The sequence below is a fragment of the Clostridium amylolyticum genome, assembly GCF_900142075.1.
Taxonomy (GTDB): domain Bacteria; phylum Bacillota; class Clostridia; order Clostridiales; family Clostridiaceae; genus Clostridium_AA; species Clostridium_AA amylolyticum.
The window spans coordinates 46,250-59,435 of sequence record NZ_FQZO01000005.1 but is presented as its reverse complement, the minus strand read 5'-3'; the positions used below and the strand labels follow the sequence as shown (position 1 = coordinate 59,435).

General features: G+C 32.2%; 11 protein-coding genes. All 11 read left to right on the top strand.

Features of this window, described 5'->3' with window-relative positions; genetic code table 11:
* Positions 1–18 precede the first annotated feature (18 nt).
* The 11 genes from hypB (at position 19) to BUA82_RS11885 (ending at position 13,062) form a co-directional block, all read left to right on the top strand.
* The gene (gene hypB / locus BUA82_RS11935; RefSeq protein WP_073008355.1) at positions 19–690 is read left to right on the top strand and encodes a hydrogenase nickel incorporation protein HypB; all 672 of its coding nucleotides are present in this window, start codon (positions 19–21) and stop codon (positions 688–690) included.
* Positions 691–805: 115 nt separating this feature from the next.
* Positions 806–3,484, top strand: coding sequence for an FAD-dependent oxidoreductase (locus BUA82_RS11930; protein ID WP_073008353.1), 2,679 nt, complete (start codon positions 806–808; stop codon positions 3,482–3,484).
* A gap of 60 nt (positions 3,485–3,544) precedes the next feature.
* Positions 3,545–3,886 carry a hydrogenase maturation nickel metallochaperone HypA/HybF gene (locus tag BUA82_RS11925; protein ID WP_073008350.1) on the top strand — a complete coding sequence of 114 codons (342 nt, stop codon included), beginning with the start codon at positions 3,545–3,547 and terminating at the stop codon, positions 3,884–3,886.
* 54 nt (positions 3,887–3,940) lie between these two features.
* Positions 3,941–4,927, top strand: a complete 987-nt coding sequence (locus BUA82_RS11920; RefSeq protein WP_073008348.1) for a DUF5692 family protein — start codon at positions 3,941–3,943, stop codon at positions 4,925–4,927.
* A gap of 654 nt (positions 4,928–5,581) precedes the next feature.
* The gene (locus BUA82_RS11915) at positions 5,582–7,552 is read left to right on the top strand and encodes an endonuclease MutS2 (RefSeq protein WP_073008345.1); all 1,971 of its coding nucleotides are present in this window, start codon (positions 5,582–5,584) and stop codon (positions 7,550–7,552) included.
* Between the two features lie 216 nt (positions 7,553–7,768).
* The gene (locus BUA82_RS11910) at positions 7,769–8,467 is read left to right on the top strand and encodes a response regulator transcription factor (RefSeq protein WP_073008342.1); all 699 of its coding nucleotides are present in this window, start codon (positions 7,769–7,771) and stop codon (positions 8,465–8,467) included.
* Positions 8,468–8,593: 126 nt separating this feature from the next.
* On the top strand, positions 8,594–9,514 hold the full coding sequence (locus BUA82_RS11905) for an ATP-binding cassette domain-containing protein (protein WP_073008339.1): 921 nt from the start codon (positions 8,594–8,596) through the stop codon (positions 9,512–9,514).
* Positions 9,507–10,247, top strand: a complete 741-nt coding sequence (locus tag BUA82_RS11900) for an ABC transporter permease (RefSeq protein ID WP_073008336.1) — start codon at positions 9,507–9,509, stop codon at positions 10,245–10,247. The genes BUA82_RS11905 and BUA82_RS11900 overlap by 8 nt, the downstream gene beginning before the upstream one ends.
* Positions 10,248–10,307: 60 nt before the next feature.
* A complete protein-coding gene (locus BUA82_RS11895; RefSeq protein WP_073008333.1) occupies positions 10,308–11,210 on the top strand; it encodes a sensor histidine kinase in 903 nt (300 codons plus the stop codon).
* A gap of 164 nt (positions 11,211–11,374) precedes the next feature.
* Positions 11,375–12,067: a response regulator transcription factor gene (locus BUA82_RS11890; protein WP_073008330.1), complete on the top strand. Its 693-nt coding sequence runs from the start codon at positions 11,375–11,377 to the stop codon at positions 12,065–12,067.
* 11 nt (positions 12,068–12,078) lie between these two features.
* Positions 12,079–13,062, top strand: a complete 984-nt coding sequence (locus BUA82_RS11885; RefSeq protein WP_073008327.1) for a sensor histidine kinase — start codon at positions 12,079–12,081, stop codon at positions 13,060–13,062.
* The last annotated feature ends 124 nt before the right edge of the window (positions 13,063–13,186 follow it).

Genomic DNA, 13,186 nt, shown 5'->3' with positions numbered 1-13,186 from the left:
GAAAAGGGGAGAGGTTTTATGGAGGCTTATAAAATTTTAGAAATTAAGCAAAGTGTTTTTGAAAACAATGACCGTCAGGCGGACCTACTCAGGGGGAAATTAAAAGAAGATGGTGTTTTTTTATTAAATCTTATGTCTTCACCGGGATCTGGGAAAACCACCACTGTTTTGAGAACCATTGAAGCCTTAAAAGACGAGATAAAAATTGGGGTTTTAGAAGCGGATATTGATTCAGATGTGGATGCACACAAGGTTTCACAGGCTGGTGCTAAAGTGATTCAGTTGCACACTGGAGGAATGTGCCATCTTGATGCGGATATGACTAGACAAGGGTTAGAGGGTCTAGGCACAGAAGATGTGGATTTTGTAATTTTGGAGAATGTGGGTAACTTGGTATGTCCTGCAGAATTTGACACTGGTGCTTCTAAAAATGCTATGATCTTAAGCATACCAGAAGGAGATGACAAGCCTTTAAAATATCCTTTAATGTTTTCTATAGTTGATGTTTTATTAGTTAATAAAATAGATGCAGCGGAGTACTTTGATTTTGATTTAGAGGCAGTAAAAGAGAGAGTACGAAAACTCAATCCAAATATTAAAGTTATTCCCATATCAGCTAAAACCGGAGAAGGAATGGAAGAGTGGATGGATTGGATACGTTTGCAGGTGAAGGGTTGGAAAGATAAATAATTTATTTTACACATCTATTACTACTAAAAGGTTTACTGCATTGTAAACGTTTATGCAAGGGTGCTTATAGTTTTGTTTATAGTTTATATATAATTATTTTTGGGGGGGATAATATATGGTCAAGGAAAAGGTACTTGATCTTGCAAATCACATCAGCAATAAGAAACGTGGCTCAAAAAATGAAATAAAAGCTACAGATCCGGAATATATGATTCTTGAACCTGTGGTTACAGATGAAATGGCGGAAGTAGTACTTTGTATGGAAATACGCAAAAAGGTTACAGCTAAAGATGTTGCTCCTTTATGCGGTAAATCTGTAGAGAGAACAGAAGAATTATTGTTAGAATTAGCGGACATAGGGGTTTGTTTTGTCAATGAAATAGATGGAGTAGATACCTTTTGGTATGAAACTTGGGTTCCTGGAATCATGGAGATGATGACTAACAATAAGAAGAATGTTGAAAAGTATCCACAAATTGCAAAGGCCTTTGAAGCTTATGGGAGAGTGAGAGGACCTAAGACAGCTGGAAGCTTTCCGGTAGGGGTAGGACTCATGCGTGTTATTCCTATAGAACATGCTATTGAAGGTGAAACTAGAAGAGCATCTTATGAAGAGGTTTCAAAATATCTCAAGGACAACGATATTTTTTCTGTATCAGATTGTTCTTGCAGAACAGTAAGAGAAGTTATGGGAGAAGGTTGTGGTCACCTTAAAGAAGATATGTGCATTCAGATGGGACATGCTGCGGAATATTATATACGTACAAAAAGAGGTAGACAAATTACTCGTGAAGAAGCTTTTGAAATTATTAAGAGAGCAGAAGAAAACGGTTTAATGCACCAAATACCTAACTTAGATGGTTCTGGTAAGACTCATGCTATTTGTAATTGCTGTGGATGTTCCTGTTTATCTTTAAGAACTGCTAGCATGTTCATTAATGCTGATATGGTGCGCTCAAACTATGTTTCTAAGGTGGATCAGGATAAATGCGTTGCCTGTGGTGAATGTGTACAAAATTGTCCTGTTAATGCATTACAATTAGGTCAAAAATTATGTTCAAAAGAACCAGTTATTACAGAGATAAAAAGAACTGAGACTCCTAGGGATACAGAATGGGGTCCCGATAAATGGAATCCTGATTATAGAACCAATAGAAAAGATGTAGTGGATACTGGTACAAGTCCTTGTAAAACTCAGTGCCCGGCTCATATTGCCATTCAAGGCTATATAAAACTTGCATCCCAGGGAAGATACAGAGAAGCTCTTGAGCTAATAAAACATGAAAATCCATTCCCAGCAGTGTGTGGGCGTATTTGTCCAAGAAAGTGTGAGTCTGAATGTACTAGAGGAGATATTGACGAGCCAGTAGCTATAGATGAAATCAAAAAATTTATTGCTGAACAAGATTTAAATGTTAATCATCGATACGTGCCTAAAATTAAGCATGATTATGGTAAAAAGATTGCTGTTATAGGAGGGGGACCGTCAGGACTAAGCTGCGCTTATTACCTAGCTATTCAGGGTTATAAAGTAACAGTGTTTGAAAAAGAAAATGTTCTTGGTGGTATGCTTACCCTAGGAATACCTTCCTTCAGGCTGGAAAAAGAAGTCGTAAATGCTGAAATCCAGATATTAAAAGAATTAGGCGTGGAATTTAAAACCGGAGTTGAAGTGGGTAAAGATGTAAGTCTTAATGATTTAAGAAATCAAGGATTTGAAGCTTTTTATATGGCCATAGGTGCTTGCACAGGAAGAAAGCTAGGTATAGAAGGTGAAGATGCTAAAAATGTTATTACTGGTATTGATTTCATGAGAGATGTAAATCTAGGCAAGGATTTAAAGCTTCAAGGCAATGTAATTGTAATTGGTGGAGGTAACGTTGCTATAGATGTGGCAAGGACAGCTTCTAGAGTTGGAGATACACAAGTTAAGATGTACTGCTTAGAAAGCCGTGAAGAAATGCCTGCTCTTCCAGAGGAAATTGAAGAAGCTTTATCAGAAGATATAGAAATTAATAATTCTTGGGGACCAAAGAGAATTATTATTGAAAATGGAATTGCTACAGGTGTGGAGTTTAAGAAATGTCTTTCTGTATTTGATGAAAGTGGAAGATTTAATCCTACCTATGATGAAAATAACACAGCAATAGTTAAAGGTGATACTATATTGCTTTCCATAGGTCAAGGAATGCATTGGGGTAATCTATTAAAAGATAGTAAAATCCAGCTTAATAGAAATAATACCGTTAAAGCAGATGCAATTACATTGCAGACAGATGAAGCAGATGTTTTTGCAGGTGGTGATGCCTTAACAGGTCCTAAGTTTGCCATAGATGCTATTGCTTTAGGTAAAGAAGGCGCAATTTCTATTCATCGTTATGTTCAGCCAGGACAAAGCTTGATTATCGGTCGTGACAGAAAAGAATATCATGCTTTAAATAAGGAAACTTTAGATCTTCAAGGATATGATGATGTTAAGAGACAAAGTGTAGGTCATGTGGATGGCAGCAAATCAAAACAAACCTTCAAAGACTTACGTGGAACTCTTACAGAAGAGCAGATGAAAAAGGAAACACAGCGTTGTCTTAGCTGTGGTGCAACGGTTGTAGATGAATTTCTATGTGTAGGATGCGGTCAATGTACTACTAAATGTAAGTTTGATGCTATTTCTCTCGTAAGAAAATATGATGGTGAAGGCGTAGCCTATGAGGATCTAAAACCAGTAGTTATTAAACAAGTTCTTAAACGCAAGGTGAAAATTACAGCTAAAAAGGTAACAAAACTCTTTAAATAATTTAGGGTATCAAAAGAGAATGGGGTGTATTTTAAGCTGTACTAATGGAGGTGTGTTGCTTTGCATGAACTTGGAGTGGTAATTGAAGTAGTGAAGACTGTGGAGAATTTTGCTATAAGAAATAAACTAACCAAAATTGATACCATTGTTTTGCAAATAGGAGAACTTTCTTCCATGATTCCTAAATATATAGAAGAGTGTTACCCGGCAGCAGTGGATGGTACCATGCTAGAAGATACAAAATTGAAAGTGGAAATACTGCCAGGGAATGTAATATGTAAAAACTGTAATAAGGTTTATAATCTTCTTCAAAATAGAAAAGAATGTCCTTACTGTAAAAATAGTGTCTGGGAATTATTAAGCGGAAAAGAGTTTTTAATTAAGGAAATAGTTGCTTATTAAAATAAGAAATTTGTATAGGATTTTAAAAATTCAAAAGGGGTTAGGGGGAAAAAAATGTTTGAATTTAATTATGCTGAAGGAGCAACGATATTTACTTCTTGGGGAATATGGTTTATTGTATTTGCCTCTCTGTTTATATTTAATGAATTTTCTAGAAGACAGAAATGGGCAGGATTCTTTAGCTTTGTAATCCTACCAATAGTTTTGACAACTATTTGGTTCACTGTTTTAAAGGATGTTACTTATACTGACTGGTTCCATTTAGCTAAGGTTTATTCTGCAACTGCAGGCTGCATTGGTTTTTGGTGCATTCGCCACCTGGAGAAAAAGGATAAAACTACTGGAAAAGTTATTTGGAGACTAGCTGATAAGAAAATTGCTTTGTGCTTTCCTCCATTGATTCTTGCTATAAATATTTTAGAGGCAGTAGCAAGGGATATTCAAGTAGGCTCTACTTACTGGATGACTAATTCTGGTGCAATTGAAGGAGAAGTTGTTGGGGTAATGGGCGGTGCATGGAATTATATGAATGCAGCGGCAGGTTTACTTAACATTATTACTATAACTGGATGGTTTGGAATAGTAATAAGAAGGGAAACACAAAAGGATAAAAGTAAGGACATGTTATGGCCAGACATGCTTTGGTTCTGGATTATTGCATATGATGCATGGAATTTTGTATACACATATAATTGTATACCTACACATTCATGGTATGCAGGCCTTGCATTACTTATTGCACCAACCCTATGTGCCTTTACCCTGGGGAAAGGAGCTTGGCTACAACATAGAGCTCAAACTTTAGCTGTATGGTGTATGTTTGCTCAGACCTTTCCAAGCTTTCAGGATACAGGAAAGTTCGTAGTTAAGTCTACTTACAATCCTACAATTTACACAATTCTAGCAGTTTTAGCCCTTGGAATCAATATAGCAGTATTTATTTATATGCTATATAAAATGAAGAAAACCAAGAGAAATCCATATAAGGGAGAACTCTACACAGACCTTGATAAGTTCAAGGAAGTCAAGATGATGTCATAAGGTAATATTTATTCATGTATAAATAACAAAATAAGCTATTAGAGATAAAAACAGGGTTTTATATCTCTAATAGCTTTTTTATTTATAGCTAATAAGGTATAGTGTATATAATTATTTAAGGCAAGGGAAAAATACTGTTGAATACAAAATATTACTATGGTAAAATTAAATCATAAAAAATAGGAGTGTGTTTTATGAACGAGGTTGTTCTTAACTAAGTAATTTAATAAAGAGTCTAAAAGCTTTTACAAAAATCCTGCTATAAGTAGGTTTATTTGTGTTGATGTTTTTAGCTCGAACTTAGATAAGAACACGGGTAAAGCTATATCCTTTTATATAGGAATATTCACCGTGCTTTAGCACGGTATTTTTATGTCCTAAAATAGTTGTTTCTATTCTCTATCAGTATTTAGAGGGTCAGCTATATACATTGCATTGTGTTATAACATTTGTAATGTACATATAAGGATTATATTTTTAAGTCACAGGCAAACCAGGTGTTTGCTTGTGGCTTTTTATTTTTATCCATTTCCTTAAAATACACTCAATTTAAAGATCTAAAGGAGGAATGGTTATGTTAAGTGTAAGCATTATGTTTGCGGAGGATAAAGTTGTAAAAAAGAAATACAAATTTATATTTTGGAGGGAACTAAATTGAATAAAAATACCATAGAATTATTAGAATACAATAAGATAAAGGAAATATTAAAAGGTTACGCCTTATCAGATATATCTAAGGACAAAATAGAAGCTTTGGAGCCATTTTTAGATATAGCAGCTATAAACGCCTACTTATTAGAAACTAATGAGGGAAGAGCCATTGCAGATATAACTTCAAGTATACCTATTCATAGCTTGATGGGTATGAATAATATAGTGCAAAAGGTTAGAAAAGGTATGGTTTTAAGTGGTGAGGAGCTAGAAACTATAGCAGATTTTTTAGTAGAAGGACGAAGGCTTAGGGATTTTATGAATAATAAAAAAGAGGTAGCTCCCAATATAAGCTGCTATGCTCTATCCATATGTGAAATGCAGGAAGTAGTAGAAGAGATTCAAAGGTGTATATTAAGAGGAAGAGTTGAGGATAAAGCTACTTCAGAATTATCTAAAATAAGAAAAAAGATAAGAATATTAGAAGATAGGATAAAGTCTAAACTGGATAGTGTACTGAAAAATGATAAGTATAGAAGCTATATTCAAGACTCTGTAGTGAGCATGAGAAATGGACGATATGTTATACCTGTAAAGAATGAGCATAGGAACTCTGTTTCTGGTGTTATCCAGGATAAATCTAGCAGCGGGTCTACAGTTTTTGTAGAGCCAGAGGAAGTAAAGAAGGCTCAAGATGAGTTAAATATTCTAAGAATTGAAGAAGAAAAAGAAGTGTTTAAAGTTCTGTCAAATCTTACTAATTTGGTAATCAGCTATGAAAGGGATTTGATTATTAATATAGAAACCATGGCTCATTATGATTTTATATTTGCCAAAGCCAAATATAGTAAAGCTATAGATGGAAGAGGAGTAAAACTAAACTGTAATCACTATATAAAAATCCTAGGTGGAAGACATCCTCTATTAGGAAGAGCTGCAGTACCTTTAGATTTTGAGATAGGAAATGATTATAGAGCTTTAGTGATAACTGGACCCAATACCGGAGGAAAGACCGTAGCTTTAAAAACCGTTGGACTTTTAACCATGATGGTTCAATCAGGGCTTCATGTACCCGTAGAAAAGGAAAGTGAGTTTTCTATATTTGTAGATATTCTTTCAGATATTGGAGATGGTCAAAGCATTGAACAAAGCCTGAGTACCTTTTCCTCCCATATAAAAAATGTAATATCTATATTAGACTGTGCAGATCCTAATACCTTAGTTATTATTGACGAAATAGGCTCAGGTACTGAACCTGGGGAAGGCATGGGGATAGCTGTAGCTACATTAGAGGAGATATATAATAAAGGTGCTACCTTGCTTGCCACCACACACTATAATGAGATAAAGGGTTTTGCTAGAGCTCATAAGGGTTTCACCAATGGTTGTATGGAATTTGACATAAATACCCTAAAGCCTTTATATAAGTTAAGCATTGGAAAAGCTGGAGAGAGCAATGCCTTCTTAATTTCTCTTAGCTTAGGCATGAATAAAAACATTATAGAAAGAGCCCATGAAATAACTTATAAGACTAAAAAAGATTACTCAAACTATGAAATGGAGATGAAGGTCTTAAGAGATAATATTATTGTGCAGCAAAAGCTTAAGGAAGAGGCAGAACTTAACCATGAGGCTCAGGTTGAGAAATTTGAAAAAGCTAATATTAAAAATGCTATAAAGGAAAAGAAGAAAGCAAAGCCTAGCTTTAATATAGGAGATTGTGTGTATATAAGCTACATGGATAGAACAGGGATAGTTTGTGAGCTAGAAAACTCTAAGGGTGAAGTAGGGGTTATGGTAATGAAGAAGAAGCTAAAGATAAATAAGAAAAGACTATCCATATATATTGAAAAAGAAGAGTTATATCCAGAAGAATATGACATGGATATAGTGCTAAAAAGCAAGGGCTATAGAAAAAAGAATAAGCTTATGGAAAAAAGACATGTAGAGGGGGTAATTTTACAAGAGGAATAAAGTGGTATAGAAAATAAATGGTGAAGATTTAGACTTTTCATAGTACAGATATGAACCTTATTTATCAGTAGTGATGAATAAGGTTCTATTTCTAGTCATAGGACTATGGGATAATTGAGTTTTAATAAGAAGTCAGAAAAACTGTGATAGAATATATATAAAAACATAAAAATTGCAGAATAAAACAATTATATATGGATTACAAGGAGAGAAATTATGGATAAAAGAGTTAAGATTTTAGTGGTTGAAGATGAAAATGATATTAATAAATTACTTTGCAGTATCCTTAAAAATAGGGGGTATGATTCCAGAGGGGCTTTTTCTGGAACAGAAGCCTTAATGTGTGTAGAAAATGAAAATTGGGACATGATTTTATTAGATTTAATGATTCCAGGGATTAGTGGAGAAGAAACTATACTAAAAATTAGAGAAATTACACAAGCTCCGATAATTGTAGTAAGTGCAAAAACATCCAAAAGCACCAAATTAGAATTATTAGAAAAAGGAGCTGATGATTTTATTTGTAAACCCTTTGACCCTGATGAAGTAGTTGCAAGGGTTAATTCAAATCTGAGAAGATATTTAGAATTTACTTCTCATACAGAAGATAAAAATGTTATTTTAAGATATAAAAACATTACTTTAAACAGAGAAAGCAAAGAAGTTAAAGTTGGACAAAAGTTGGTTTCATTAACTGTAAGGGAATTTGCAATATTAGAGTTGTTATTGTCTAATCCCAATAAGGTATATAGTAAATCTAATATTTTTGAAAGTGTATGGGGGGAAGAATTTCTAGGAGATGACAATACTGTAAATGTACATGTGAGCAGGTTAAGAAATAAGTTATCTAATGCAAATGGCCAGGAGAATTATATAGAAACGGTTTGGGCTATGGGATATAAACTGAAAAAATAGCAGGGTGGTAAATAGTATAAATTAGTTGGTGGAATAAAAAACTTAAGACTTTTGTAAGACTTCGGTAAAGTTTTCTTATAAAACGTTATGTATTATAAAAGTATAATATATAAGGAGGTAATTTAATTGAAAGAATATGTGATTAAAGCTAGAAATGTTACAAAAGCATATGGGAAGCGTAAAGTCTTAGATAATTTATCCATGAACATTAAAAAGGGAGATATTTATGGATTTGTAGGAAAGAATGGCGCTGGAAAATCAACTATGATAAGAGTGATTGCTGGTCTTGTCATACCTAATGGAGGAGAGACTGAATTATTCGGACATACTGAGGAGAGTAAAGTTAGAAAGGAAAGAAGCAGAATAGGTACATTAATAGAAACACCAGCTTTATATCTCAATATGACTGCAAAGGAAAATCTTGAACTAATAAAAATTCAAAGAGGTATACCGGGGACTAAATGTATTGAGGAAGCTTTGGATTTAGTGGGACTTAAGGATATTGAAAATAAGAAAACTAAGAACTTTTCATTAGGAATGAAACAAAGGTTAGGAATTGCTATGGCATTGTTAAATGATCCAGAGGTTTTACTTTTAGACGAACCTATAAATGGACTAGATCCAATTGGCATAAAAGAATTAAGAGAGCTTTTAATTAAGTTAAATAAAGAAAGAGGAATAACAGTACTAATATCAAGCCATATACTATCTGAACTTACTCTAATTTCAAATAGATTTGGATTTATAAATAATGGGAAGTTAATTGAAGAAATGACAGCCAGTGAGTTAGCCGATAAATCTAGAAATTATCTTCATTTAAAAGTAAAGGATGCTTCAGAAACTTCTCTTATTTTGGAAAATGAACTTGGAATAAAGGATTATGAAGTTTTTCCGGATAATGTTATAAAGATATATGATGAATTTGATGAGGAAAACATTTCTCTTACTCTGTACAAGCATAATATAAGGGTTAAAGAAATAATGCCCATAGAAGAATCTCTTGAAGAATACTTTACCAAGCTAGTTGGAGGTATGGATAATGAGTAATTTAATAAGAGGAGAATTGTATAAATTAAAAAAAAGTAAGTACACTATTGGGGCAATTTTATTAACCTTAGCTAGTGCATTTTTACTAAAAGATAGCTGGGAGTTTGAGGAAATAAAGCTAATGATTCATAAACCTAATGAAGTTATATATGGAATAACATCATTAGCAAAGGTATTTAGCTATATTAGATATACCAGTTTTATATTTGCCCTGCTAGCGGGAGAATTTATTGCTAAGGAGTTTAAAAACAGAAACATAAGTAAAAGTTTTTCTTATGGCTACAAGAGAAGTAGTGTTGTCTTAAGCAAATTAATAGTACTTATACCAACTTTCTTATTCTTAGAACTGCTGTATATAGTAATTTTAGTTACATATGCTTCAAGAAACAATGGCTTTTGTGAAGTGTTGGATTATAATACCTTGCTATATTTATTTAGATTACTTGCTGTGGGAGTTTTATATAATATTGCAGTAATATCTATAGTTATTATGTCTGCAATAATAACAAAAAATAATTTTTATACTATTGCTACACCAGTTATATTTTCTGTTATATATAAAATTAATTCTGAATATTTATCATATTTTATGCCAAGCATTGCTGTAAGAGATGCTATGGAAAAGTTTGCAACTCAAGCTGATGTTGTGAAGAGTATAGTTGTATCATCCTTAGTTATTATACTAACTATTGGCGGAAGTTTGTTATATATAGAACGTAGCGATATTAAATAAAATAACTAGGTTAAAATACTGGTTCTAATTTTATAATTCTATATTTAGGTGGGTGAAAACATGTATTTATTAGCTATTATTTTTATAAGTATTTTTATCACCATATTGTTTATATGGATGATTATTAAGTTAGTTTCATATAAAAGGCAAATACAGGATATCACCAATCAAATTAAAGAATTTAAAGAGAGGAAATCCAATAAAATTATTAATACTGGAATAAAAGATAAAGACATAGAAGCATTAGCTTTTGAGATTAACGAGTATTTAACACTCTATAAAAGACATGAACAGGAAAAAGTGGTATTTGAAAATACATTGAAGCAGGGAATAGCTAATATGTCCCATGACTTGAGAACACCGTTAACATCAATAATAGGATATTTAAAGTTACTAAAAAAAGATGAGATAAGTAAAGAAGAAGCCTTAAAGATACTTGAAAGCAAAGCTAATAAATTGAATATACTTATAGACTATTTCTTTCAGTTAGCTTCCATAGAAAGCGAAGACTATAAATTAGATTTGACAAAAATAAATTTAACTAATATAGTACGTAACGAAATATTATTCTTTTATGAAGCCTTTGAAAGAAAAGGACTAGAACCAAAGATAAATATTTTAGATGACCCTATTTTCATAATGGGAGACAAGGATAGTGTGGAGAGAGTAATAGATAATTTAATTTCCAATGCACTAAAATATGCAGAAAAGGATATTGAAATAACTTTAAAAGAACATGAAGGTAAAGTTATTTTTACAATTTCCAATGTGTGTAAAGGCATTAGTGAAGAAGATGTTCTATATATGTTTGATAGATTTTATATGGCAGATAAGATAAGAAAGGGACAAGGAGTAGGTCTTGGCTTAGCTATTGTAAAGAGCTTAATGGAAAAAATGAAAGGAATAGTAACATCAAAGCTTGAACAAAACATAATTACTATAACCTGTGAATGGAAATATTAATATTCTTGGCTTAATTGTAAAATTAGTTCAATATATAAGTGAGTAGGATACTGCCACATTTTTTCATAAGTAAACTTTAATATTAATTGCTCGTGGATAGTAATTTAAATTAATGATAGAATAGTAATAACTTATAGTACTGCCATTTGTAAGGAGAAACTGATATGGAATACAAAATATATATTGTAGAAGATGATTTGTCTATAAGTAATATATTAAAAGAGTATATAGTTAAATATGGTTTTGAAGCTAAGACAGCGGAGAATTTTGAAAATATAATAAGAGACTTTGAGGAGTACAAACCAGACTTGGTACTGTTAGATATTAATTTACCAAAATTTGATGGATTTTATTGGTGTAGAAAAATAAGGCAGCAATCTAAGGTTCCTATAATATTTATATCTGCAAGAGATAGTGGTATGGATCAGATAATGGCTTTAGAGAGCGGAGCAGATGACTATATAACAAAGCCTTTTTATTATGAGGTGGTTATTGCCAAGATAAAAAGTCATATACGAAGAGCCTTTGGTGATTATGCATCTAGTATACAAGAAAAGATTGTAGAGGTTGATAAGCTTAAGTTCTATCCAGAGAGATGGGAATTAGAGTTTAATGATAAAAGTATAATTCTTACCAAAAGAGAAGGTATACTTTTAGAATATCTTATGAAAAAATATCCTAAAGTAGTAAGCAGAGATTTTCTTTTAGAGAAGATATGGGATGACATTGAGTTTGTTGAAGAAAACACTTTAAGCGTAAATATTAGCAGAATAAGAAAAAGGCTGCAATTATTAGGGATAGATAACGGTATAGAAACTATAAGGGGAGCAGGTTATAAACTAAATAAAACCTGGTAGTATGAAGTTATATGAAATTGTTATTAAAGTACGACAGAGGTTATATTTTTATATATTTATTAAGTGTGGTTCTTACAATTGTATATTCCAGTATTAAAGGCTTTATATCAGCAAGTGAAAGTTTTTATATACTTTTCTTCAACACTTTTATTTTGGTGTGTTTTCTTGCTTTTAGATATTATAAAAACAGACGGTTATATAAATTTTTAAAAGATGGGGTAGCTTCTTTAAATGATGTTTTCCTGGAGTTTGGCACTTCAGAGTTAAGTTTAAATATATCAGAAATATTAAAGGAGCAGTATAACTTATATAAACATGAAATACAAAGATGTAATAAAACTCATAAGGATCATCTAACCTTTATAAATCAATGGGTACATCAAATGAAAACACCTCTTTCTGTAATACAGCTGCAGCTTCAAGAATATGAAGGGGAAGAAAAATATGATAGTATGCAGGATGAGGTGAATAAATTAACGGAAGGATTAAATATGGCAATGCATTTTGCTAGATTAGATTCTTTTCAAGAGGATTTTTTAGTAGAAAGAGTTTCTTTGAAAAATTTGGTTGTGAATACAGTGAACAAGGAAAAAAAGAACTTTATAAAAAATAGGATAATTCCTAGAGTAGAAATAGAAGAAGGTATTGAAGTATATAGTGATGCAAAGTGGATGAAGTTTGTGTTAGAGCAGATTATTATTAATGGTATAAAGTATTCCAGAGGTAAAGGAAAAGAGCTAGTTATAAAAGCTGTAAAAAATGAAAAAGAAATAAAATTAAGCATTATTGATGAAGGTATAGGGATTCCCAGTAAAGATATAAAAAGAGTGTTTAATCCTTTCTTTACAGGAGAGAATGGGCGTACTTATAGTGAGTCTACAGGTATGGGCTTATATATAACCAAAGAAGCATGCAAAAACTTGGGTCATGAAGTAGAAATAGAATCTACTGTTAATGAAGGAACTGAGGTTACAATAATCTTTAAAAAGCAATGATAGTGTTTATAGCAAATGTATAGTTTAACTATTTATTTGCTATTTTTGTTTTTAAAGTCTTACATACATGTCACATTACTGTAAGCTTTGAAGATAGCACCTTATAATATAACCTTATAAACTA